The sequence below is a fragment of the Allosphingosinicella sp. genome (genome assembly GCF_035626655.1).
GTDB lineage: Bacteria > Pseudomonadota > Alphaproteobacteria > Sphingomonadales > Sphingomonadaceae > Allosphingosinicella.
The window spans coordinates 461,860-484,711 of record NZ_DASPNF010000005.1 but is presented as its reverse complement, the minus strand read 5'-3'; the positions used below and the strand labels follow the sequence as shown (position 1 = coordinate 484,711).

The 22,852-nt window shown below is 68.4% G+C and carries 25 protein-coding genes; 12 read left to right on the top strand and 13 right to left on the bottom strand.

The window, feature by feature from the left end:
• Nucleotides 1–91 precede the first annotated feature (91 nt).
• The gene (locus VEC11_RS05355) at nt 92–1,816 is read right to left on the bottom strand and encodes a class I adenylate-forming enzyme family protein (protein WP_464129564.1); all 1,725 of its coding nucleotides are present in this window, start codon (nt 1,814–1,816) and stop codon (nt 92–94) included.
• Nucleotides 1,817–1,880: 64 nt separating this feature from the next.
• On the opposite strand from VEC11_RS05355, the gene VEC11_RS05350 reads away from it, so the two are divergent.
• On the top strand, nt 1,881–3,050 hold the full coding sequence (locus tag VEC11_RS05350; protein WP_464129563.1) for a 2OG-Fe(II) oxygenase: 1,170 nt from the start codon (nt 1,881–1,883) through the stop codon (nt 3,048–3,050).
• Here VEC11_RS05350 and VEC11_RS05345 read toward each other — a convergent pair.
• Genes VEC11_RS05345 through paaZ form a run of 3 tightly spaced genes read right to left on the bottom strand, consistent with a single transcriptional unit; the run spans nt 2,995 to nt 6,259 of the window.
• The gene (locus VEC11_RS05345; protein ID WP_464129562.1) at nt 2,995–3,816 is read right to left on the bottom strand and encodes a glutaminyl-peptide cyclotransferase; all 822 of its coding nucleotides are present in this window, start codon (nt 3,814–3,816) and stop codon (nt 2,995–2,997) included. The genes VEC11_RS05350 and VEC11_RS05345 overlap by 56 nt on opposite strands.
• Nucleotides 3,813–4,232, bottom strand: coding sequence for a hypothetical protein (locus VEC11_RS05340; protein WP_464129561.1), 420 nt, complete (start codon nt 4,230–4,232; stop codon nt 3,813–3,815). Before VEC11_RS05340 ends, VEC11_RS05345 begins: the two co-directional genes overlap by 4 nt.
• A gap of 8 nt (nt 4,233–4,240) precedes the next feature.
• Nucleotides 4,241–6,259, bottom strand: a complete 2,019-nt coding sequence (paaZ, locus tag VEC11_RS05335) for a phenylacetic acid degradation bifunctional protein PaaZ (protein ID WP_464129560.1) — start codon at nt 6,257–6,259, stop codon at nt 4,241–4,243.
• A gap of 128 nt (nt 6,260–6,387) precedes the next feature.
• Between paaZ and VEC11_RS05330 the strand changes: the two genes are divergently transcribed.
• Nucleotides 6,388–7,347 carry a threonine ammonia-lyase gene (locus tag VEC11_RS05330; RefSeq protein ID WP_464129559.1) on the top strand — a complete coding sequence of 320 codons (960 nt, stop codon included), beginning with the start codon at nt 6,388–6,390 and terminating at the stop codon, nt 7,345–7,347.
• 46 nt (nt 7,348–7,393) lie between these two features.
• Here the strand turns inward: VEC11_RS05330 and VEC11_RS05325 are convergent, their stop codons facing one another.
• A complete protein-coding gene (locus VEC11_RS05325; protein ID WP_464129558.1) occupies nt 7,394–7,654 on the bottom strand; it encodes a hypothetical protein in 261 nt (86 codons plus the stop codon).
• Between the two features lie 150 nt (nt 7,655–7,804).
• On the bottom strand, nt 7,805–8,584 hold the full coding sequence (paaG, locus tag VEC11_RS05320) for a 2-(1,2-epoxy-1,2-dihydrophenyl)acetyl-CoA isomerase PaaG (RefSeq protein ID WP_464129557.1): 780 nt from the start codon (nt 8,582–8,584) through the stop codon (nt 7,805–7,807).
• Nucleotides 8,585–8,593: 9 nt separating this feature from the next.
• On the opposite strand from paaG, the gene paaI reads away from it, so the two are divergent.
• From paaI to VEC11_RS05305, 3 genes are read left to right on the top strand one after another with little or no spacing between them, the layout of a single operon-like run.
• Complete coding sequence (gene paaI, locus VEC11_RS05315) at nt 8,594–9,025, top strand: hydroxyphenylacetyl-CoA thioesterase PaaI (RefSeq protein ID WP_464129556.1); 432 nt, start codon at nt 8,594–8,596, stop codon at nt 9,023–9,025.
• Nucleotides 9,022–10,224, top strand: a complete 1,203-nt coding sequence (gene pcaF / locus VEC11_RS05310) for a 3-oxoadipyl-CoA thiolase (RefSeq protein WP_464129555.1) — start codon at nt 9,022–9,024, stop codon at nt 10,222–10,224. Before paaI ends, pcaF begins: the two co-directional genes overlap by 4 nt.
• An 11-nt stretch (nt 10,225–10,235) precedes the next feature.
• On the top strand, nt 10,236–10,523 hold the full coding sequence (locus tag VEC11_RS05305) for a DUF1330 domain-containing protein (protein WP_464129554.1): 288 nt from the start codon (nt 10,236–10,238) through the stop codon (nt 10,521–10,523).
• On the opposite strand, the gene VEC11_RS05300 is transcribed toward VEC11_RS05305, so the two are convergent.
• On the bottom strand, nt 10,520–11,188 hold the full coding sequence (locus tag VEC11_RS05300) for a DNA alkylation repair protein (RefSeq protein ID WP_464129553.1): 669 nt from the start codon (nt 11,186–11,188) through the stop codon (nt 10,520–10,522). The genes VEC11_RS05305 and VEC11_RS05300 overlap by 4 nt on opposite strands.
• Nucleotides 11,185–11,721 (bottom strand): hypothetical protein, encoded by a 537-nt coding sequence (locus VEC11_RS05295; RefSeq protein WP_464129552.1) that lies wholly within the window; start codon nt 11,719–11,721, stop codon nt 11,185–11,187. Before VEC11_RS05295 ends, VEC11_RS05300 begins: the two co-directional genes overlap by 4 nt.
• 156 nt (nt 11,722–11,877) lie before the next feature.
• Here VEC11_RS05295 and paaA point away from each other — a divergent pair, with 156 nt between their 5' ends.
• The 5 genes from paaA (at nt 11,878) to VEC11_RS05270 (ending at nt 15,538) form a co-directional block, all read left to right on the top strand.
• Complete coding sequence (gene paaA / locus VEC11_RS05290) at nt 11,878–12,861, top strand: 1,2-phenylacetyl-CoA epoxidase subunit PaaA (protein WP_464129551.1); 984 nt, start codon at nt 11,878–11,880, stop codon at nt 12,859–12,861.
• A gap of 106 nt (nt 12,862–12,967) precedes the next feature.
• Nucleotides 12,968–13,252 carry a 1,2-phenylacetyl-CoA epoxidase subunit PaaB gene (gene paaB, locus VEC11_RS05285; RefSeq protein WP_464129550.1) on the top strand — a complete coding sequence of 95 codons (285 nt, stop codon included), beginning with the start codon at nt 12,968–12,970 and terminating at the stop codon, nt 13,250–13,252.
• Complete coding sequence (gene paaC / locus VEC11_RS05280; RefSeq protein ID WP_464129549.1) at nt 13,252–14,019, top strand: 1,2-phenylacetyl-CoA epoxidase subunit PaaC; 768 nt, start codon at nt 13,252–13,254, stop codon at nt 14,017–14,019. The genes paaB and paaC overlap by 1 nt, the downstream gene beginning before the upstream one ends.
• Nucleotides 14,013–14,462, top strand: coding sequence for a 1,2-phenylacetyl-CoA epoxidase subunit PaaD (gene paaD, locus VEC11_RS05275; protein WP_464129548.1), 450 nt, complete (start codon nt 14,013–14,015; stop codon nt 14,460–14,462). The genes paaC and paaD overlap by 7 nt, the downstream gene beginning before the upstream one ends.
• Nucleotides 14,462–15,538, top strand: a complete 1,077-nt coding sequence (locus VEC11_RS05270; protein WP_464129547.1) for a 2Fe-2S iron-sulfur cluster-binding protein — start codon at nt 14,462–14,464, stop codon at nt 15,536–15,538. The genes paaD and VEC11_RS05270 overlap by 1 nt, the downstream gene beginning before the upstream one ends.
• On the opposite strand, the gene VEC11_RS05265 is transcribed toward VEC11_RS05270, so the two are convergent.
• The 3 genes from VEC11_RS05265 to VEC11_RS05255 form a co-directional block, all read right to left on the bottom strand.
• Nucleotides 15,535–16,116 carry a TetR/AcrR family transcriptional regulator gene (locus VEC11_RS05265; RefSeq protein WP_464129546.1) on the bottom strand — a complete coding sequence of 194 codons (582 nt, stop codon included), beginning with the start codon at nt 16,114–16,116 and terminating at the stop codon, nt 15,535–15,537. The genes VEC11_RS05270 and VEC11_RS05265 overlap by 4 nt on opposite strands.
• Nucleotides 16,117–16,153: 37 nt before the next feature.
• Nucleotides 16,154–17,299 (bottom strand): serine hydrolase, encoded by a 1,146-nt coding sequence (locus tag VEC11_RS05260; protein WP_464129545.1) that lies wholly within the window; start codon nt 17,297–17,299, stop codon nt 16,154–16,156.
• 117 nt (nt 17,300–17,416) lie between these two features.
• Nucleotides 17,417–19,567 carry a TonB-dependent receptor gene (locus VEC11_RS05255; RefSeq protein WP_464129544.1) on the bottom strand — a complete coding sequence of 717 codons (2,151 nt, stop codon included), beginning with the start codon at nt 19,565–19,567 and terminating at the stop codon, nt 17,417–17,419.
• A 196-nt stretch (nt 19,568–19,763) separates the two neighbouring features.
• On the opposite strand from VEC11_RS05255, the gene VEC11_RS05250 reads away from it, so the two are divergent.
• Both VEC11_RS05250 and VEC11_RS05245 read left to right on the top strand, forming a co-directional pair.
• Complete coding sequence (locus VEC11_RS05250) at nt 19,764–20,390, top strand: EF-hand domain-containing protein (RefSeq protein ID WP_464129543.1); 627 nt, start codon at nt 19,764–19,766, stop codon at nt 20,388–20,390.
• A gap of 147 nt (nt 20,391–20,537) precedes the next feature.
• A complete protein-coding gene (locus VEC11_RS05245; protein ID WP_464129542.1) occupies nt 20,538–20,720 on the top strand; it encodes a hypothetical protein in 183 nt (60 codons plus the stop codon).
• Here VEC11_RS05245 and VEC11_RS05240 read toward each other — a convergent pair.
• Nucleotides 20,717–22,102 carry an ATP-binding protein gene (locus VEC11_RS05240; RefSeq protein WP_464129541.1) on the bottom strand — a complete coding sequence of 462 codons (1,386 nt, stop codon included), beginning with the start codon at nt 22,100–22,102 and terminating at the stop codon, nt 20,717–20,719. The genes VEC11_RS05245 and VEC11_RS05240 overlap by 4 nt on opposite strands.
• Nucleotides 22,099–22,818 (bottom strand): response regulator, encoded by a 720-nt coding sequence (locus VEC11_RS05235; RefSeq protein ID WP_464129540.1) that lies wholly within the window; start codon nt 22,816–22,818, stop codon nt 22,099–22,101. The genes VEC11_RS05240 and VEC11_RS05235 overlap by 4 nt, the downstream gene beginning before the upstream one ends.
• Nucleotides 22,819–22,852: the final 34 nt, after the last annotated feature.

The window sequence follows — 22,852 nt, the reverse complement described above, 5'->3', positions numbered from 1 at the left end:
CCACTCGTCATTCCGGCGAAAGCCGGAATCTCACTCCTTCGTTTGGCTTACGTGAAGGGGACTCCAGCTTTCGCTGGAATGACGGAGAGCGTCACGCCTGAAACAGTGCCTTCAGATCCTTCTTGAGGATCTTGCCGTTGGCGTTGCGGGGCAGGGGCTGGTCAAGGAAGATGATCTTCACCGGCGTCTTGAAGATGGCGAGGCGCTCCTTGACCCAGGCCTTCAGCTCCTGCTCCGTCGCCGACGCGCCCGGGGCAAGGTGGACGACGGCGGCGGGCTCCTCGCCCAGGCTGTGGTGCGGGATCCCGACCAGGGCGGCGTCGATCACCGCCGGATGCTGGTAGAGGACGTTCTCCACCTCGATCGAGTAGATGTTCTCCCCGCCGCGGATGATCATGTCCTTGGCGCGGTCGACGATAGTGAGGAAGCCTTCCGCGTCGAGCAGGGCGAGATCGCCGGTGCGGACCCAGCCGTCGACGAAGGTTTCGGCCGTGGCCTCCGGCTTGTTCCAATAGCCGATCACGATCTGGGGGCCCTTCGCCCAGAGCTCGCCCACCTCGCCGGTCGGCAGCGCGGTGACGCCATCCGCGGCGACGATCTTGAGGTCGGCGACCGGGACCGGCGGGCCGGCGCTGTCCGGGCGGTTCAGATAATCCTCGCCGACATGGGCGGTGACCGTCGCCATCGTCTCGGTCATCCCCCAGCCATTGCCGGGCAGGGCGCCGAACTCCTCCCGGATGCGCTTCACCAGCTCAGGGGCCGACGGGGCGCCGCCATAAGTGATCAGCTCCAGGCTGGAGAGGTCATATTTGGCGCGGTCGGGATGTTCGAGGATTTGCCAGGCGATGGTCGGCACGCCGCCGGTGATCTGGACGCGTTCGCGCTCGATGATCTGCATCGCCTCGACCGTGTCCCACTTGCGCATGAAGATCGTGGTGTTGCCGGCGACCATCGAGCCCATCAGGCTCGCCGAGCAGGCGGTGACGTGGAAGAGGGGGATGACCAGCAGCCCGATCCGGGGCGCGGGCTCGGGCGGCGTCTCGCCCCGGCGCAGCGCCGCCCGTGCGGTCGTGTAGCCGGTCGAGAGGATGTTGGTCATCAGGTTGCGGTGCGAGCCGAGCGCGCCCTTGGGCTTGCCGGTCGTGCCGCTCGTGTAGAAGATCGCCGCGGGGTCGTCGGACTGGACGCCGGCCTCGGGCAGGTCGATGGCAGGGAGATCCTTCCAGGCCGTGGCCGGCCCGATCAAATCCTCGAGGCGGTCGGTGCCCGTGGCGCCGGCCTCCGCCCGGCTGACGATGATGTGCTCGAGATCCGGCAGGTTTGCCAGATGCGGGGCGATCCGCTCGTGGCGGGACCGGTCGCAGAGCAATGCCTTCGATCCGGAATCGGCGAGGCCATATTCGAGCTCGGGCCCGGTCCACCAGGCGTTGAGCGGCACGGCGATCGCGCCGAGCGCGGTGATCGCGAAGAAGCAGGCCGGCCATTCGGGCAGGTTGACCATGGCCAAAGCGACCCGGTCGCCCTTGCCGATGCCGCGCCGCTGCAGCTCCGCGGCGATCGCAGCGGCGGCGCGGAAGCTCGCCTCGAAGCTGACCCGTTCGTCCTCGAAGATGGTGATCAGCCGCTCGCCGTGCAGGCGCGAGAAACGGGCGAGCATCGGCAGCGAGGGCGGCGCATTCTTCCAGACCCGGGTCGGCACGCCGCGGATCGTCACCGTCTCCATCTCGAACCGGGCGCCGGGCGCGGTCAGCGCGGCATCGACCTCGGCGAGGCTCATGCGGGGCCAGGCGGGGTCAAGCTGGAAACCGTCGATCATCGCGCAAGCTTGGGCGCAAGCAGCGCAAATTGCCAGCCTCGGGCGAAACGATTAGGCCCGAAGCGTGAGCAAGGAGCGCAAAACTCCCCTCGGCCTCGGCGAGGCCGCACCCTGGTTCCATTGTCCGACGCTCGGCGGCCGCGCCGATTATGCGTTCGACACGGCGGCGGGACGGCCGATCCTGTTGCTCTTCTTCGGCACCGCGGCGAATGCGGCGGCGAAGGCGGCCCTGACCGCGCTGCAGCAGCGGCGCGCGCTGTTCGACGACGATCATGCCGCCTTCTTCGGGGTCAGCGTGGACCCGGCCGACGGGCAGGCGGGTCGGATCCGCCAGCAGCTTCCGGGCATCCGCTTCTTCCTCGACCATGACCGGCGGGTGAGCCGCATGTACGGCGCGGCGGAGCCGGCGCCGTCGGACGTCTATCGCGGCCACTGGCTGCTGCTCGATCGGGCGCTGCGCGTGCGGGCCCGGTTCCCGCTCGGCGAGAGCGAGGCAGCGCTCGACGCCCTGGCGCAGCTCGTCGCCGCCCCGCCAATGCCGGACTGGGCGCCGGTCGTCGCCGTGTCCGACGTGCTGGAACCGGCGATGTGCCGGCGGCTGATCGACCTCTACGAGGCCGACGGCGGCGAGGAATCGGGCTTCATGCGCGACGTCGACGGCATGACGAAATTGCTCGTCGATCCGCTTCACAAGGTCCGGCGCGACTGCCTCGTCAAGGATCCCCAGCTTGCGCGCGAGCTGAACCTGCGGCTCATCCACCGGCTGCTGCCGATGGTGAAGCGCGCCTTCCAGTTCGAGGCGACGCGGGTCGAGCGGCTGCTGGTCGGCTGCTACGAGGCCGAGACGGGCGGCCATTTCCGCGCTCATCGCGACGATACTTCAAAAGGGACCGCGCATCGCCGCTTCGCGGTGACGATCAACCTGAACGCCGAGGAATATGAGGGCGGGGACCTGATGTTCCCCGAATATGGGCCGCGCACCTATCGCGCCACGACCGGGGGCGCGATCGCCTTCTCCTGCTCGCTGCTGCACCAGGCGATGCCGGTGACGAAGGGGCGCCGCTTCGCCTTCCTGCCCTTCCTATACGACGATGCCGGCGCCCGGCTGCGCGAGGCGAACAGCCAGTTTCTGAGGGCGAGCTCGCCAACTACCGGGCGAGCAGGGACGTGGTGGTGCGCTAGCGGGCGGGAACCAGGTCGATCTCGTAGAGCCGCCGCCAATATTTGCCGGTGACGAACAATCGGTCGCGCTGGGCGTCATAGGCGATGCCGTTGAGGACGCTGTCCGTGTTGTCGCCATTCTGCGCGGCGAGCGCGCTGAGATCGATGATGCCGGTGACCCGCCCCGTAGCCGGGTCGATGCGGGCGATGCGCGGCTGCTGCCAGATGTTCGCGTAAATCTCGCCATTCACCCATTCGAGCTCGTTGAGCTGGGTCAGCTCCGCGCCCTGCAGCGTGACGGTGATCCGCCGGCGCTCGGCCAGGGTCGCGGGATCGAGGAAGCGGAGCGCGGAGGTGCCATCGGACATGATGATGTCGGTGCCGTTCTGGGTGAGGCCCCAGCCTTCGCCCGAATAGCGCCATTCGCCGGTGCGCCTGAGCGTCGCCAGATCCCAGCGATAGCCGCGACCTCCCTGCCAGGTGATCGAGATGATCTCGTTGCCCCAGTTGACGATGCCCTCGCCGAACAGGCCGGGCGGGATCGGCACGGACTGCAGCACCCGGCCGTCCTCGAAGCGTACCTTGCGGATCGTCGACTGGCCGATTTGGCCGGTGCTCTCGTAGAGGCTGCCGTTCAGGTAGAAGAGCCCCTGCGTGAAGGCGCGCTGGTCGTGCGGATAGGTGCCGACGACCCGGTAGCCGTAATTGGCGACTGCGGGTTGGGCGGCCGGCACGGCATTGTTGCCGGGACCGGCGGACACGGGCTGCTGCGCGCAGGCCGGGGTGGCGAGGGCAAGCGCCAGCGTGATCGAAAAAGCGTGGATCCGGGCCAGGTTCATTCTCCGCACCGCATCTGCAGGGTCTCGCTCCGGGTTTGCGTCCCGTAGGTGACGGTGACCTGAATGTCGCCGGCGCAGGTTGAATCGGGAATGACGAGATGCTGAAAGGCACGCCCCCCGTCCGTGGTCAGGATGGCGCGATAGGTGCGCTGCGCCAGGATGCGCCGGCCGACCCGGGCCACCATGCGAAGCGGCCGCTCGATAAATTGCTCGTCGGTGGTCCGCACTTCCTGCGTGATGACAATATCGTCGCCTTCGAAGAGCTGATTCCAGTGGCCGCCGCTGTCCGGCGGAGAAATGTCTTCCGAGAACTGACCCGTGCGGTTGGACAGGATGTGGGCGCTCAGCTCGCCGAGCTCCGCCGCGGGCGGGACGCCCTGGACAGCGATGGCGGCTGCAGCAATCAGGTCGATCATATTACCCCCTAGGGCACGTTCATGGTCATCAGCTCGTAGGTCGCGACCGTCTCGTCCTTCTGGTTATAGACGACGACCGCCCAGCGCACCTCGCCTTTTTCCTCATCGCGCACCGACTTGGACTTCACGCTGAGCTCCACGCGCATCGAATCGCCCGGATAGAGCGGGGTCAGGAAGCGCAGCGTCTCGAGGCCGGTATTGGCGAGGACGGGGCCCGGATCGGGATCGACGAACAGGCCGGCGGCGAAGCTCAGGATCAGATAGCCATGCGCGACCCGGCCGCCGAAGATCGGCGAGGCCCTGGCGGCTTCCTCGTCCATATGGGCGTAGAAGGTGTCGCCGGTGAAATGGGCGAAATGCTCGATGTCGGCGAGGGTGACGAGCCGGCTCGCGGTCTTGAGGGTGTAGCCTATCTCCAGCTCGGACATCCGCTTGCGGAAGGGATGGACCTCGGCCGGGAGCTGCCCGGCGCCCGGGAGATACTGACCGATGATCCTGGACAGCACCTCCGGCGAGCCCTGGAGCGCGGTGCGCTGCATATAATGCTTCACGCCGCGCACGCCGCCCATCTCCTCGCCGCCGCCGGCGCGGCCCGGGCCGCCATGGACGAGGACGGGAAGAGGGGAGCCGTGGCCGGTGGATTCCTTCGCCGAGGTGCGGTCGAGGATCACCATGCGGCCGTGATACGCCCCGGCGCCGAGCACGAAGTCGCGCGCGACGGCGCTGTCATGGGTGAAGAGGGAGAGCGCCAGGCTGCCCATGCCGCGATTGGCGAGCGCGATCGCATCGTCCAGGTCGCGATAGGGCATGAGCGTCGAGACCGGGCCGAAGGCCTCGACGTCGTGCACGGCTGCCGCGCCCCACGGATCGTCCGAGCGCAGCAATATCGGGGAGATGAAGGCGCCGTCGCCGGCCACCGGCTGGGTGTCCGGATCGCCGGAGACGATGCGCGCCGCCTTGGAGAGTTCGGCGACGGCGGACCGGACGGCCTCGAGCTGGGCGCGGCTGGCTAGGGCGCCCATCTGGGTGGTTTCCTCGCGCGGATCGCCGATGCGGACCTTGGCCAGGCGCTCCGAGAGGGCGTCCTGCACCGCGTCGAGATGCCGGGCAGGCGCCATGGCGCGGCGGATGGCGGTGCATTTCTGGCCTGCCTTGGAGGTCATCTCGCGCGCGACCTCCTTCACGAACAGGTCGAATTCCGGCGTGCCGGGCGCGGCGTCGGGGCCGAGGATCGAGGCGTTGAGGCTGTCGCGCTCGGCGACGAAGCGCACCGACTCGCGTCCGATCACCGGGTGGGACTGCAGCCGCATCGCGGTCGCGGCGGAGCCGGTGAAGCTGACCATGTCCTGGCAGGTCAGAGGCTCCAGCAGGTCGCCGGGCAGGCCGACGAGCAGCTGGATCGCGCCGGGCGGCAGGATGTCCGCCTCGATCATGATCCGGAAGCAGGCCTCGGTGAGCCAGGCGGTCTGGCTGGCGGGCTTCACGATCGCCGGGACGCCCGCGAGCAGGGTCGGGGCGAGTTTTTCCAGCATCCCCCAGATCGGGAAGTTGAAGGCGTTGATGTGGACGGCGACGCCTTGGAGCGGGGTGAAGACGTGCTGGCCGACGAACGTCCCGCCGCGCGAGAGCTGTTCCATCGCGCCGTCGATCAGCACCCTGCCGTTGGGCAGCTCGCGCCGGCCCTTGGAGGAGAAGGAGAAGAGCGTGCCGGCGCCGCCCTCGATGTCGATCCAGCCGTCGGCGCGGGTGGCGCCGCTGTCGTAGTTGAGCGCGTACAGCTCTTCCTTGCGCGCCATGATCGCATTGCCGAGCGCCTTCAGCATATGGGCGCGCTCGTGGAAGGTGAGCTTTCGGAGCGCGGGTCCGCCGACCTTGCGGGCATGATCGAGCATGGCCGGATAATCGAGGCCCTTGGCGCCGGTCTCCGCGACGACATCGCCGGTGACGGCGCTGCGCACCTCGTCGAGGTCGCCCTGGCCGGCGACCCAGTGGCCCTGGGCGTAATTGAGCAGCTTCAGGGGCTTCATTCCGTACCTCTCGTCAATCCAGCGAAAGCTGGAATCTCACTGCCTTTATGGGATAGTCGCCCTCCAGAGCAAAAAAGGAAAAGAGATTCCAGCTTTCGCTGGAATGACGGTCTCGGGGGAGCAGGAAGATGATCGAACCCGTCAGACCGGTTGCCCTCGATGAGATCGAGGCGGCGCGGGAACGGATCAAGGGGACGGTGCTGCGCACGCCCCTGGTCAGGCTCGACACCGGCCCCGGCGGGCCGGACATCCGGCTCAAGCTCGAAAATCTGCAGCCGACCAACAGCTTCAAGATCCGCGGCGCGATGAACGCGGTCGGGCGGCTGAGCGCCGCCGAACGGGCGCACGGCGTCTGGACCGTGAGCGCGGGCAATGCCGGGCAGGCAATCGCCTTTGCGGCGCGGGCGGCGGGGATTCCGTGCACGGTGGTGGCGATCGAGACGGCGCCGCAGACCAAGCTCGACCGGATGGCCGCGCTCGGCGCCCGGATCGTGCCTGTGCCCTATGAGGTCGCCTGGCAGGCGGTGACCGACCATGCTTACGAGGGCATGGACGGCCTGTTCATCCATCCCTTTGACCATCAGGATTTCATCACCGGCCATGCCACGATGGGGCTCGAGATCGTCGAGGACGCGCCCGACGTCAGTGCGGTGATCGCCGCGATCGGCGGCGGCGGACTGATCACCGGCGTGGCGAGCGGCGTGAAGGCGAAGAAGCCCGAGGTCCGGCTCTATGGCGCCGAGCCCGACACGGCGGCGCCTTATGCGCTGTCGCGGCGCGAGGGCGGGCCGCGGAAATTCCCCGACTGGCAGGCGAGCTTCGTCGACGGCGCCGGCGGGCAGAGCCTGATCCCGCGCATGTGGGAGCGGCTGCTGCCGCTGCTCGACGGGGCGATCGTCGTCTCGCTCGACCAGACTCGCGCGGCGATGCGGCTGCTCGCCGAGAAGGCGCGGGTCATCGCCGAGGGCGCCGGGGCGCTGTCGCCTGCGGCGGCGCTGACCGGGGAGGCGGGCGAGGGTACGATCGTCTGCGTGATCTCGGGCGGCAATATCGACCTGGCGAGATTCTGTTCGCTGGTCGCGGATTGAGGCGGAGCGGGGAGGGCACGCCGGCGGGCGCCCCTCCCCGCCGCGATTACTCGATCGGACCGCAGCCGCAGGTGCCGGAAATTTCTTCGGTCTGGAAGTAGGTGTAGGTGCCGAAAAGAGTATATTGGATGTAGGGATAGGCGCACATTCCGTCGATATAGCCCACCTGAACCGTATAGGTGGCATCACTGTACATACGCGTCATATAAATGTTCTGACAGCCGCCGATCTGGGCTGCGACCTGCTGCGTCGGGCCGATTACCATCATGGTAAGAGCCAGTGCCGAAATTGCGATTCGCTTGAACATGCTCCCCTCCGTGACTCAGGCTTCGCGATTGCGGCGCGCCTCCGTGAAGACGAGTCGCCACGGAGGAGTAACACGATTCGGGGATTTTATTTACCGTAGAAGTAACGCATCAAATACGGATGCAGGAGAACATTTCCAACCTGAACGGCGTTACTTTCCGGTGAAAGTCGGCTTCCGTTTTTCCATAAACGCGGCAACGCCCTCGCGATAATCGCCGGAGAAGCCGAGCTCGCGCATCGCGTCGCGCTGGCGGTCCAGCTCCGCGTCGAGGCTCTGGCCCCAGCTTTCGCGGAGCATCTGCTTGATCCGGGCGAGGCCGCGGGTCGGTCCGCTGGCGAAGCGCTGGGCGAGCGCGTCGACCTCGGCATCGAGATGGTCGTCGTCCACCGCCTTCCAGATCAGGCCCCAGTCGGCGGCGCGCTCGGCCTCCAGCGGCTCGCCCGTCAGCGCCAAGCCCAGGGCGCGGGCCTGGCCAACCAGGCGGGGCAGCACCCAGGTGCCGCCGCTGTCCGGGATCAGGCCGATCGCGGCGAAGCTCTGGATGAACTTCGCGCTCCTGGCGGCGATGACGATGTCGCAGGCCAAGGCGATATTGGCGCCGGCGCCGGCGGCGACGCCGTTGACCCGGGCAATCACCGGCATGGGCAGGTTCACCAAAGCGCGGATCAGGGGATTATAGCGGAGCTCCACCGACTCGCCGAGGTCGACCGCCTGACCCGGCGCCACCGCGCGGTCGGCCAGGTCCTGCCCCGCGCAGAAGCCGCGGCCCGCGCCGGTCAGCACCAGGCAGCGCGCCTCGCCGAGGCTCGCCAGCGCGTCAGCCACCTCCTCGTGCATCTGTACGGTGAAGCTGTTCAGCCGGTCGGGGCGGTTGAGGGTGAGGCGGGCAATGCCGGCCTCCAGCTTGAAGTCGATCGTTTCGTACGCCATTGGCGCGTCATGAACCCGGACGAGATTGCGGACAAGGTCGCGCGCGCCATGCTGGCGGCCGAAGGAACCGGGCCGGCCTGGGGGATCGCCATCGAGGAGGTCCGCGAGGGCTATGCGCGGATCCGGATGACGCTCACCGCCGCGATGCTGAACGGGCACGGGATCGGCCATGGCGGGATGATCTTCGCGCTGGCCGACACCGCCTTCGCCTATGCCTGCAACAGCCGGAACGTGACGAGCGTCGCGGCGCAGGCGTCGGTCGTCTTCCTCGACGCGGCGCGCGAGGGCGAGGTGCTGGTCGCCGAGGCCAGGGAGGTGGCGCTTGCCGGACGTTCGGGCGTCACCCATGTCAGCGTGCGCACCGTCGACGGGCGCGCGATCGCGGAATTTCAGGGCTACAGCCGGACGCTCGGCGGGCCCGTCGTGGAGATCGAGGAATGACCGAAGCCTATATTTGCGACGCCGTCCGGACCCCGATCGGGCGCTATGGCGGCAGCCTGTCGTCGGTGCGCGCGGACGATCTGGCAGCGCATCCGATCCGGGCGCTGATCGCGCGGAATTCGAATGTCGACTGGGACGAGGTCGACGACGTCATCCTCGGCTGCGCCAACCAGGCGGGCGAGGACAATCGCAACCTCGCGCGCATGGCGGGGCTGCTCGCCGGCCTTCCCGACAGATCGGGAGGCGTGACGCTCAACCGGCTGTGCGGCTCGGGCATGGACGCGGTCGCGATGGCGGCGCGGGTGATCCGGGGCTCGGAGGCGGACCTGCTGATCGCCGGCGGCTCGGAGAGCATGAGCCGGGCACCCTTCGTGATGGCCAAGGCGACTTCGGCCTTCGACCGCAATGCGGAGATGTACGACACCACGATCGGCTGGCGGTTCGTCAACCCGAAGATGAAGCATGCCTATGGCGACGACACGATGCCGTCGACGGCCGAGAATGTGGCGCAGGACTTCCAGATTTCGCGCGAGGACCAGGATGCGTTCGCGGTCCGCAGCCAGGCCAAGGCCGCGGCGGCGCAGGCGAGCGGTCGCTTCGATGCCGAGATCGTCGCGGTCGAGATTCCGCAGCGCAAGGGCGATCCGGTCGTCGTCAGCCGTGACGAGCATCCGCGGGAGACCTCGGTCGAGGCGCTGGCGAAGCTGAAGCCGATCATCCGGGCCGACGGCACCGTCACCGCCGGCAATGCCTCGGGCGTCAATGACGGCGCCGCGGCCTTGATCGTCGCAACGGAGGAAGCGGCGAAGCGCAACGGCCTGACCCCGCGTGCCCGCTTCCTGGGCGCGGCCGTCGCCGGCGTTCCGCCGCGGATCATGGGCATCGGCCCGGCCCCGGCCAGCGAGAAATTGCTGCAGCGGCTGGGGCTCACGATCGGCGACATGGACGTGATCGAGCTGAACGAGGCCTTCGCCGCGCAGGGGCTGGCGGTCATGCGCCAGCTCGGCGTGCCGGACGACGCGCCGCATGTGAACCCGAATGGCGGCGCGATCGCGCTCGGCCACCCGCTTGGCATGTCCGGCGCCCGCCTGCTGCTGACCGCGACCGAGGAATTGCACCGGACGGGCGGCCGCTACGCGCTCTGCACGATGTGCATCGGCGTGGGGCAGGGCATCACTACGGTGATCGAGCGGGCGTGAGGAATGGCGAAGTGAAGGGTTATGTCATCGCCAATGTCGAGGTGACCGACTGGGAGGGCTATGAGGCCTATCGGTCGCGGACGGCCGACGTGATCGGGCAATATGGCGGGCGTTTCCTGGTGCGCGGCGGCGCTGTCGAGGTGCGCGAGGGCGCGCCGGGCATCGCGCGGCTGGTGGTGATCGAGTTCCCGGACATGGACGCGGCCAGGGCCTTCTACGACAGCCCCGAATATCAGGCGATCCTGCCGCACCGGACCGCCAATTCGACGGCGACCCTGTTCCTGGCCGAGGGCGCCTAGCCGTCGGCTTTCGCGAAGGCCTTCCGCGCATCGCGGCCGATCCATTCGGCGGTCTTGTCGGATGAGGCGGCGAGCTTGTCCGCAAGCGTGCGGGCGGCGGCGCGGAGGCCCGGGCTTTTCTTGCCGCCGATGCTGCGCAGGGCCCAGCTGACGCCCTTCTTCACGAAATTGCGCTCGTCCGTCGCGGCGGCCTCGATCAGGGGCAGACGTTCGAGGAAGGGTTCGTCCACGCGCTTTTTGTCGTGCAAGGCCAGGCTGGCGAGCAAGGCGAAGGCCATGCGCTTCACCCATTCCCCCGGGTCGTCCGCCCAGCGGTCCACCATGTCAAAGGCGTGCGGGCTCCGGTCGAACAATTTGAAGGCCAGGGTGTCGACCGTCGCCCAATTGTCCATCTGGCGGGTCCAGCTCTCCATCTGCGCAGGGGAAAGAGCCGCCGGATCGCCGACATAGGCGGTCAGCATTCGCGCCTCATAGACCCTCGTCTCCCAGAGCGCCTCGGCGAGCGCATGGTCGCGGCCGAATTCCTTGCCCACTTTCTGGATACCGGCCATCGGCACGCCGATCACGCGCTCGGCGGTCTCGATCCCATAGCGGGAGAGGCCGTCGCGGATCCGGGCCTCGCCCAGCGCCTCCAGCGCGGCGATGGCGTCCGGAAGGCGGCTCACGTCGCGAAGCTGTGATGCGCCTGGGGGCAGCGCCGCATCCGGACCGAGCGGCCGCCGATCTCCTGGATCATATATTCCTCCCCCTCGCGGGTGATGCGGGACCGGGTGATCTCCGGATTGGGCAGGCCGATATATTCGCTCGCCATTGGATCGCCGACCGCCTCGTGCGTGACGGTGACGACCAGCACGCCATCCTCGATCCGCCAGATGCCTTCGCGCCCGAAGCTGCCGTAGCGGCCGCTCGGGTCGTAAAAGTCGCCCGTGTCGGTCAGGCAGTTGGTCGAGGCCTCCGCCCAGCCGCCGGCGAGCCAGCGGGCGAGCGCGTCGTCGGTGTCGCCGGCCGGGGCGGGAGCTGCGGCGGTCTGATTGACGGGCCTGGCCGGGGCAGCGGGCGCGGCGGCCACCCTGTTGGCGGGCGCAGCAGCGGGCGTCGCCGAGTTGCGGCCGAGCATGAAGGCGATCACCACGACGAGGATGACGATCACGCCGGCCATCGCCGCGATGATCACGCGGGTGCGGTTCGTGTCGTTCATCCCCTCACCGTGGCGCTGGTGGGTGCGACCCCGTTGAACATCCGCCGTTCCTCCCCGTTTTTGCTATAGCGCGAAGCGGCGCGGCGGGGAACGAAGGCGCGAGTTCGTTGACCGATCGGTCGATTAATGCTATGCGCGGAGCGCACAGGAGGCCCGATGTACACGACCGAGATGCAGCAGACGGCCAGGATCGTCTCGACCGAGGATCCCGAGGAGCTCGCCGCTTTCGAGGCGCGGGTCGCCGCGGACGAGTTCATCGAGCCGAAGGACTGGATGCCCGAGGCCTATCGGCGCACGCTCACCCGGCAGATCAGCCAGCATGCGCATAGCGAGATCGTCGGCATGCTGCCCGAAGGCAACTGGATCACGCGCGCGCCGTCGCTGCGCCGCAAGGCGATCCTGCTCGCCAAGGTGCAGGACGAGGCGGGCCACGGCCTCTATCTCTATTCGGCCGCCGAGACGCTCGGCACGAGCCGCGAGGAGATGATCGAGGCGCTGCATTCTGGCAAGGCGAAGTACAGCACGATCTTCAACTACCCAACGCTCACCTGGGCGGACATCGGCGCGATCGGCTGGCTGGTGGACGGCGCCGCGATCATGAACCAGGTGCCGCTGCAGCGCACCTCCTACGGGCCCTATGCGCGGGCGATGGTCCGGGTGTGCAAGGAGGAGAGCTTCCACCAGCGCCAGGGCTATGAGATCATGATGGCGATGTGCGCCGGCACGGCCGACCAGAAGCGCATGGCGCAGGACGCACTGAACCGCTGGTGGTGGCCGAGCCTGATGATGTTCGGGCCGACCGACGACAACAGCCCCAACACCGCCCAGTCGATGCGCTGGCGGATCAAGCGCGACACCAATGACGAGCTGCGCCAGAAGTTCGTCGACATCACCGTGCCGCAGGCCGATGCGCTCGGCCTGACCGTGCCGGACGCGGACCTTGCCTGGAACGAGGCCAAGGGCGGCTATGATTTCGGCGCGGTGGACTGGGAGGAATTCTACGCGGTCGTGCGCGGCGAGGGGCCGGTGGCGAAGGAGCGGATCAAGGCCCGCCGCGACGCCTGGGAAACCAACGCCTGGGTGCGCGAGGCGGCGGCTGCTTATGCCGAGAAAAAGGCGCGCAAGGCAGAGGCGGCATGACGCTCGTTCATCGTCATTGCGAGGAGCGAAGCGACGCGGCAATCCAGCGGGCCGCCGAAGCTGCACTGGGTTGCTTCGCTGCGCTCGCAATGACGGGACGAGAGTGATGAGCAAGGACTGGCCGCTCTGGGAGGTGTTCGTCCGTGCAAAGGGCGGGATGTCGCACCGGCATGTGGGGAGCGTGCACGCGCCCGACGCGGAGATCGCGCTCAGGCATGCGCGCGACACCTATACGCGCCGGATGGAAGGCGTGAGCCTCTGGGTCGTGCCGTCGGCGTCGATCGTCGCCTCCGATCCCTCCGACGACGGCCCGATGTTCGCGCCGGCCGAGGACAAGATCTACCGCCACCCGACCTTCTACGACATTCCGGACGACGTGAAGCATATCTGATGGCGACCGTCGCAACCGATAGCGTCCTGTTCGAAACCCTGCTGCGACTCGGCGACGACAGTTTGGTCCTCGGGCAAAGGCTCGGCGAATGGTGCGGCCATGCGCCCTCCGTCGAGGTCGACCTCAGCCTCGCCAATATGGGCCTCGACCTGATCGGGCAGGCGACGCATTTCCTCAACGCCGCGGGCGCGGCGGAGGGGAAGGGCAGGGACGGCGATGCTTTGGCCTTTCACCGCGACGTGCTCGATTTCCGGAATTGCTGGCTGGTGGAACAACCGAACGGCGATTTCGCGCAGACCATGGCGCGGCAATTCCTCTTCTCGACCTGGCAGGAATTGCTGTTCCGCAACCTCGAAGGCTCGGCCGACGAGACGATCGCCGCGATCGCCGCCAAGGCGGTGAAGGAGGTGCGCTACCATGCCGAGCTCAGCGCCGAATGGGTGATCCGGCTGGGCGACGGTACCGGGGAGAGCCGGCGGCGGATGGAAGAGGGGCTGGAGTGGCACTGGCGGTTCGTGCCGGAATTGTTCGAGATGGACGCGGTTGCGACGGAGGCTGCGGCGCGGGGCGTCGGCGTAGATGCCGGCCTGTTCCGGGAAGATTATGACCGGCGCATCCGCGACGTGCTCGCCGAGGCGACGCTCGAGGCGCCGAAGGACCAGCGCCCGATCCTCGGCGGCCGGCGCGGCCATCATAGCGAGCATCTCGGGCACCTACTGGCGGTGATGCAGTTCCTGCCGCGCACCTATCCGGACGCGACATGGTAGAAGCGATCGACACGGAAGCGCTCTGGCAGGTGCTGGAGAGCGTGCCGGACCCCGAAATCCCGGTCGTGTCGGTAGTCGATCTGGGCATTGTCCGCGCGGTGACGCCCGAGCTTGTGACGATCACACCGACCTACACCGGCTGCCCGGCCACGCAGGTGATCGAGCGCGACATCCGCGAGGCGCTGGATGCGGCCGGCTTCCGGGAGGTCGCGATCGAGACCGTGCTGTCGCCGCCCTGGACCACCGACTGGATCAGCGAAGCGGGCAAGGCCAGGCTCGAAGATTATGGCATCGCTCCGCCGAGCGCGGCGCTGACGGCGACCTGCCCGCAATGCGGCTCGACCGACACGGAGGAGCTCAGCCGGTTCGGCTCGACGCCGTGCAAGGCGCAGTGGCGCTGCCGCGCCTGCCTGGAGCCCTTCGACCGGTTCAAGTGCCACTGATGAGCGTGTCGTTCCACATGTTGACCGTGGCCGAGGTGGTCGACGAGACGAACGAGGCGCGCTCGATCCGTTTCGACGTGCCGCTGGAGCTGCGCGAGACTTTCCGCTTCAGACCCGGCCAGCATCTGACCTTGAAGGCCGAGATCGGCGGCGAGGAGGTGCGGCGCAATTACTCGCTCTGCGTCGCCCCGCAGGACGGCCAGGTGATGGTCACGGTGAAGAGGATCGCGGGCGGCCTCTTCTCCAACTGGGCGAACGATGCGCTGAAGCCCGGCGACGCGATCGAGGTGATGCCGCCGCACGGCAGCTTCACCTGGGATTTCAAACCCGGCGCGGCGAACCATTATGTCGGCTTTGCGGGCGGCTCCGGGATCACGCCGGTCATCTCGCTGCTGAAGACGGCCCTGCTGACCGAGCCGGAAAGCCGCTTCACCTTGTTCTACGGCAATCGCGACAGCAACGCGATCATCTTCCTGGAAGCACTGGCACAGCTCAAAAACCGTTTCATGGACCGGCTGGAAGTCCATCATTTCCTTGCGGAAGAGGCCGAGGAATTCGAGCTGTTCAACGGCATGCTCGACCGCGCCAAATGCGACGAGATCCTGGGGACCCTGATTGATCCGGCGGACGTGACGGCCTTCTTCATCTGCGGGCCGGGGGCGATGATGGATGCCGCCGAGGAAGCGCTGACCGCCCGCGGCATCGCGAAGGAGCTGATCCATCTGGAGCGCTTCACCGCCGACCGGCCGGCCGAGGCGCTGCAGGCTCAGCTCGCCGAGCTGTCGCGCGACGCCGCGGGCCTCTCCATGCTGGTCACCCTCGACGGGCGGAAGCGCAAGGTCGGCTTCGACGCGAAGGCGGGGAACATCCTCGACAGCGCCCGCGCCGCTGGCCTGCCGGCGCCCTTCGCCTGCAAGGCGGGGGTCTGCGCGACCTGCCGGGCGAAGGTCGTCTCCGGCGAGGTGGAAATGGCGGCGCGCTACGGCCTCACCGACGGGGAGATTGCGGCGGGCTATGTGCTGACCTGCCAGTCCGTGCCCAAGGGCGCGGGCGTGGAGCTCGACTACGACGCCTAGGACGGCTGCGGAGTTACGCCCCGCTGCATGATCTCGACCACGCGCAGCGCCAGCGCCTCCGGCATGAACGGGCCGGCGGGGTCGAACCAGGTGTGGGTCCAGTTGATCATTCCGAAGAACAGCATCGTGTTGACGCGCGCGGCGCCGCCCGAGCCGATCTCGGCGATCACCTCCTCGGCGGCGGCGATGATCCGCCGCTGCTTGGCCACCACCTCCGCCCGGCGATCGGGCGGCAGATTGTCCAGCTCGTTGAGCAGCACCTTGTGGTGATTCTGCGCGCTCGCATAGAGCCGCATGAAGGCGACGGTGAGGGCGCGGAGCCTTGCATCGGCGCTGCCGCTCGCCGTGGCCGCTTCCGCCGCCTCGGTCAGCGCGTCGAGATGCTCGACCATTACCGCGTAGAGAATATCGTCCTTCGACGGGAAATAGTGGTAGATCAGAGACTTGGAGGTACGGCAAGAATCCGCGAGCTCGGCAACCGACGCGCCCGGAAAGCCCTTCCTCGCGTAAAGCTGCGCGGCGGCCGCGAGGATCGCCTCGCGGCGCTTGTCATAATCGGGCGATTGCGGGCGTGCCATGGCGCCACCTTACGCCGGCGGAGGCGCGAGGGCTAGTTCAGTAGGTCTTGCCGCCGACCTCGCTGTCGCCGCGCGGCTCGGCATAGGGAATGCGCCGCGGGCCCCGCTCGTCCTCGCCGCGCGCCTCGTCATAGGCGATCACCGCGCGGGTGACGTTCTGCATCAGCTGCATGCGGGTGAGGTTGGGAACCGAGGTCCGCCCGATCATCACCGCCACCGCATAATGGCGGCCGTCGGGCGAGGTCAGGATGCCGATGTCGTTATAGCCGGCCTGGACCCCGTTGAAGACCTGGCCCGAGCCGGTCTTGTGGCCGATCGACCAGCCCGGGGCGAGGCCGCCGCGCAGCCGCTGCGGTCCGGTGCGGACCTGGGCCATGATCGAGAGCAGGCGCGAGGTCGAGGCGCGCGAGAGCAATTCGCCGCGCTGAAGCCGGGCGAGGCCGTTGGTGATGCCGTCGGGCGTCGCGCCGTCCACAGGATCGTCGATATAGCGCTCGAAGGCGTCGCGCCGGCGGCTGGCGGGGATCTGGCGCCGCGCCGCCTCGAAGCCGCGGCCGACCGAGAAGGCGTTGTTCCACTGCATGCCGGCGATCCCGGCCTGGAGCAGCCGCTCGCCGGGGCCGAAGCGGATCCCCTCGAGCCGGTTGCGCGCCAGCATCGCGCGTACTGCGCCAGGGCCGCCGGCATGGCGCAGCACGATGTCGTTGCAGGTATTGTCGCTCTGCGTGATCGCCCGGTACATCAGGCTGCCGAGCGTCGTCGTATAGCCGTTGGGGCCGATCTGGGCGGCGATCGGCTGGTTGAACAGGGTCAGGTCCGCGCGGGTGATGGTGACGCGCCGATCGAGGTCCAGCGCGCCGGCGTCGACGCGCTGCAGCGCGGTGATCGCTACCCAGAATTTGCTGACGCTCTGCTGCGGAAAGAAGCGGTTGCCGTTCCAGCTCGCCATCAGGCCGGCGTCGCCGTCAATGTCGCGCACGGCGATCCCGACCTCGCCCGGAAAGCCACGGCCGAGTTCGCGAACGCGGGCCTGGAGCGCGCGTTCGGCGGCGCTTTCGGTCCGGGGGCGCTCATAGGAATAGCGGGAGGGCGGCTGGCTCGCCTGCGCCGCGATGCCGCCCGCCAGCGCCAGCGCGGCGGCACCGATGAAGCCCAGCCGCAGCCCGACAAACCTGCCCCGCATCATGCTTCCCCGCACCCTTTGCCCAAGTGCTTGAATCATAACCGGCAAAGAGTCGCTGTCAGCTTAACGCCCCGGAGGGAGAGACGGGCCGTGCCGCGGGCGCGGCGGATCGAATCCTCAGAAGGTGATGCGCGCGCTGATCCTGAGATCGCGGCCGGCGAGCGGGGCATAATCCTTGAGGAAGCTCGCATGGCGCCGGGCGACGACGTCGAAGATATTGTTCGCCGAGAGCACGATGGTGCTGTTGTTGCCGCTGCCGAACGGATGGAAGGAGAGCGAGGCGTTGACCATCGTATAGCCGTCGGTCGGCGTCTCGAACGCGGCGATCCGGTCCTGGTCGCCGACCCACTCCACCTCGACCCGGCCGTTCACCCGGTCCGACTGCGCCTCGAGGCCGCCGAGCAGCCGCACCGGCGGGATGCGCGGGGCGGGGCCGGCGCCCTGGATGGTCGCGCGCACATAATCGGCGACGCCGTCGACATTGATGTCGAACGGCCCGACCGTGCCGAGCTTCACCGAGCCTTCCAGCTCGACGCCGAAATAGCGCGCGTCGGCCTGGAAATATTGGAAAACGGGAAGATCGTCCTGAATTGCCCCGGTCGGCGTCTCGAAGATGTAGCCGTCGAACCAGCTGTGGAAGACGGAGGCGCTCAGCGAATAGCCATTGCCGCTGCCGCGCAGCGTCGCTTCGATCCCCCAGCTGCGCTCGACGCCCAGATCGGGATCGCCGACCTCGAAGCTCTGCGTGCCGGCATGGGGGCCGTTGGCGAACAATTCCTCGGCCGAGGGCGCGCGCTCGCTGTGCGAGGCGTTGAGCCCGATCCGCCAGCCCGGCGCGACCGCATAGGAGGCGCCGGCCGAGGCGGTGAAGGCGTCGAAGCTGCGGCGCAGGTCCGGATTGCCGATCACGGGATCGGCGTCGGCGCTGAGCGCGGTATGCTCGTAGCGCAGCCCGCCCTCGGCCTTGAACGCGCCGCGGTCGAGGGTCTGCAGGACGAACAGGCCGAACTGGCTGGTCCGGTTCGCGGGCAGGAATTTCTCGGCGCCTTCCACATCGAAGCTGCGGTGAAAATATTGCGCGCCGAAGCCGCCGCCCCAGCCGCCCCGAGTCGACTGGCGGAATTCGGCGCGGCCCTCATAGCCGGTGGAGTCGAAGCGGGTGCCGACCGCGCCGTCTTCCTCGAGCTCGAAATGGCGATAGTCTGAATAGCCGGCGCGAAGCCGGATATTGTCGAGGAAGCCGGCGCCGGTGTCGATCTCGGCGCGGCCGTCGACGCGGGTCTGCCCGATGTCGATGCGCGGCGCCTCGGCTTCCACGGCGGGATCGAGCGAATAGCGGATCGGGACGCCGTAACGGCTGTCATAGCGATTGACCGAGAAACCGACATTGTTCTCGCCGTCGATCCAGACGGCGCCGGCGGCGATGTCCGAGGTCTCGGCCGCGCTGTTCGGGAGGCGGCCCCTGATGTCGGCGAGCGCGCGGATGTCGGGATCGGGGCTGGCCAGTGCCTGCGCCCGCAGCGCCGGGGTGAGCGCATGGCCGCCGATCTCCAGATCATCCGTCTTCGAATAATTGCCGTCGACATGAAGCACGAAATTGCCGCCGACGGGCAGGTCGACTGCTGCACTGGCGGAGCGCTCGTTCGCCGCGGAGCCGTAGGTCAGAATGCCGTCGACATGGACGGGCTCGTCCGGGACGCGCCGCGGGATGCGGGAATCGATCACGTTGACCACGCCGCCGATCGCGGAGGAGCCGAAGAGCAGGGCGCTCGGCCCCCGCAGCACCTCGATCCGGTCCGCGGTCAGCGGGTTGATCGCCACCGCATGGTCGGCGCTGGTGCTCGAGACATCGAGGCTGCCGATCCCGTCGGTCAGCACCCGGACGCGCTCGCCCTGGAAGCCGCGCAGCACCGGCCGCGAGGCGTTGGGCCCGAAGGAGGTGGCGGAGACGCCGGGCAGATGCTGCAGCGTCTCGCCGATCGAGGGCCGGAGGTCGCGCGTCAGCTCGTCGCCGCTGACCACCGAGGTGCCGGAGAGCAGGTCGCCGCGCGAGCGCTGGAAGCCGGTGACGACGATGTCGTTGCTTTCCTCGGCGTGGAGATCGCCGGGCTGGCCGACCCTGGAGGAATGCGGCGAGGCGTCGTCCCGCGCCCGGGCGCCGGCCTGGTCCTGACCGGCATCGGCGGCCGGCACCGGGTCCGCGGCCTGGGCATGAGCCAAAGAGGGGGTCGCGAGGGCGACGCCCGCGAGCAGGAGATTACGGAGCACGCTTTAACCTTTGTTTGTTTGGCTCCTTCTGTAGGGAGAGGTTATAGTATATCAACGCGCCTCGTCGCTGGAACGGCTCGTTTCGGCGCTGCTGCGACAATCGGCGACACTTTTTTTGCGCTCCGACATAGCCGCGGGACAGAAGGGGCGCAGGGGATGGGCCGTTAGAGCAATGGGCAATTGGAGGAACCATCCCATGAAGAAGTTCATGATCCTGAGCGGCGTCGCGCTGCTTGGCCTCGCCGGCACCGCGATCGCGCAGGCGCCTGGCCAGGCACCGCGACGCGGCGTCGACGTCACCCGCGCCGAAATGATCCAGCGCAGCGACGCCGCCTTCGCGCGGCTCGACGCCGATCGCGACGGCCGCTTCACCCGCGAGGAGGCGCAGGCCCTCGGCCAGCAGCGCCGCGAGCGGATGCAGACCCGCATGTTCGAGCGGCTCGACGCCGACAATAACGGCCAGATCTCCCGCGAGGAGTTCGCGCAGGGCCGGCGCGGCCGCGGCATGCGCGGCCCGATGGCTGACGGCGGTCCTGACGGCCCGAGGATGCACCGCGGCCCCGGCCTGCGCCGCGGCCGGCATCACGGCCCCGGCATGCGCATGCGCATGGGCGCGCGCATGTTCGGCGAGGACGGCTTCATTACCGCCGAGCAGTTCCGCGCCCGCGCGCTGGAGCGGTTCGACCGGGCAGACGCCAACCATGACGGCACTTTGACCGTGGACGAGCGGCGCGCCCGCCGTGGCGAGATGCGGCGCCACCGGCGCATGGGCCCGCCACCCGGTGCGCCTTCCGCGCCGCCGGCGCCTGATCCTGCCGAGTAAGCCGGCTGCAAGGACGAGCGGGCCTCGCGAGACGGGGCCCGCTCTTTTTGCGGAGCAGGCCCGAAATATCTTAACCCAGCTTAAGTCGTTTCGGCTCCGTTTATGCGACATGAAGGCGCTCCTCCGGAGACTAAGCGGGGAGGGGGGATGATGGCTTATTACCGGCTCTACCGTCTGTCCGAACCGGGCGGAAAGTTCGTCGGCTTCGAGGAGATCGAGGCGGCCGACGACGCGGACGCCGTGCGTCAGGCCGAGGCCTATGTCGGCCGCCAGGCGCTCGAACTGTGGTGCGGCAAGCGAAAGGTGAAGGGCTTCGCCGCGACCGCCTAGGAGCGGGCCGGCACGAGGATGCGCGCGATCAGGCCGCCCTCGGGCCGATTGACCAGCTCCAGGCTGCCGCCATGTGCCTGCGCGGCGCTGCGGGCCAAGGTGAGGCCGAGGCCGGAGCCGCCGGTCTCGCGGTTGCGCGAGGCTTCGAGCCGGACGAACGGCTCCATGACATTGGCGAGCTCCGCCTCGGGGATGCCGGGCCCGTTGTCGGCGACCTCGATCGCCACGCGGTCGCCCATGGCCTTCACCGACACCGCGGCGCTACCCGCATGGCGCACCGCATTCTCGATCAGGTTGCGCAGGGCTCTCCGGAGCAGATTGGGCTGCACGTCGGCGACGAGCCGCTCGCCGCTTTCCATCTCGACCTGCTGGCCAAGCGTGACGAACTCCTCGACCACGGCATCGGCCAGGGCATTGAGATCGAGCGGCCGGACCGCCTCGGTGGCGCGGCCGGCGCGGGCGAGCGCCAGCGTCTCCTCCAGCATCGCGCTCATTTCCTCGAGCGTCTCGATGATCTTCTCGCGCTCGGCGGCGGGCTCCATCGATTCGATCCGGATGCGGAGCGAGGCGAGCGGCGTGCGCATGTCGTGGCCGATCGCGCCGAGCATCCGGTCCTTCTCGTCGAGCATCGCCGAGACGCGCTCGCTCATCGCGTTGAACGCGACCAGAGCGCGGCGGACGTCGGCCGGGCCGCGTTCCTCGACCTGAGGTGCCTCGCCGCGCCCCTCGAAGCTCTTCGCCGCCGCGGTGAGGTCCTTGAGCGGCCGGCCGAGCCGGATCGCGATCAGCACGACCGCGCCGAGCAGGATGAAGTAGATGAGCAGGGTCGAGGCGGCGAGCTTCAGCCAGATCCAGGGATCGGGCCGCGGCGTGAACAGGCGCCCGTTTAGCCAGCTGCCGTCGGCGAACTGGACGGAGAGGCGCAGAGTCTGGAAGTTGCGCTCGCGTTCGCCGGGCGGCCGCCAGTCCCGGCCGCGCGCCGGGTCGCCCGGCTCGTTGCGCGGCGGCGGCGGCTCGTCGCTCATCATCGCGCGGGCGTCGCGCAGCTGCAGGCCCACGTCATTGGCCTGGTCGCGCAGCCGGCCCGTGATCCGCTCGTCGCTGCCCTGCGCCGGCACGATCGACTCGGCGTCGAACGAATAGCGCCCGCGGCGGCGCCCGCGCTCCTCGATCATGGACGGACGCTGGGCCGCGGGCAAAGGCGCGGCGCGCTGTGCGAAGGCGATGAAGCGGGCAACCGCCGGCCCCTCTACCTGGGTGCGGACCGCCCGCGTGCGCTCGCTGAACACGATCCCGAAATTGATCGACTGGGCGACGAGCAGCGCCAGCGCCATGACCAAAGCGAGCTGGCCAATCAGGCTCTTCGGCAGGAAGCGTCTCACAATTTCTTCACGTCGGCGGCGAGCATGTAGCCGCCGCCCCAGACCGTCTTGATCAGCTTCGGATCCGACGAATTGACCTCGATTTTCTTCCTGAGGCGGCTGATATGATTGTCGATGCTGCGCTCGAAGGCGGCGAGCTCGCGGCCCTGCGAGAGATCGAGCAATTGGTCGCGGGTCAGCACGCGGCGCGGATGCGTCACGAAGGCGTGGAGGATATTGTATTCGCCGGTGGAGAGCGGCGTCGCGACGCCGTCCTCGCCGACCAGCTCGCGCTCGCCGCTCTTCAGGATCCAGGGGCCGAAGCCGTAACTGTCCGTATCGGGTGCGCGCACCAGCTGGCCGTTCTCGCCGACCCGGCGCAGCACCGCCTTGATCCGGGCGAGCAACTCGCGCGGGCTGAAGGGCTTGGTCACATAATCGTCCGCGCCGATCTCCAGCCCGACGACGCGGTCCATTTCCTCGGCCCTGGCCGTGAGCAGGATCACGGGGATGGACGTCGTGGCGCGGATATAGCCGGCGAGGCTGAGCCCGTCCTCGCCCGGCATCATGATGTCGAGCAGGACGAGATCGATCGCGTAAGCGGTCAGCAGCTGGCGCGCGACGGCCGCATTCTCGGCCTTGGTCACCCTGAGGCCGTTGCGCGACAAATAGCTCGCGAGCGGGTCGCGTATGTCCCGCTCGTCGTCGACGAGGAGGATATGGGGATCGCCAGCCATAACAGATCGGCCTTTAACGGGAGCACGGCGCGCC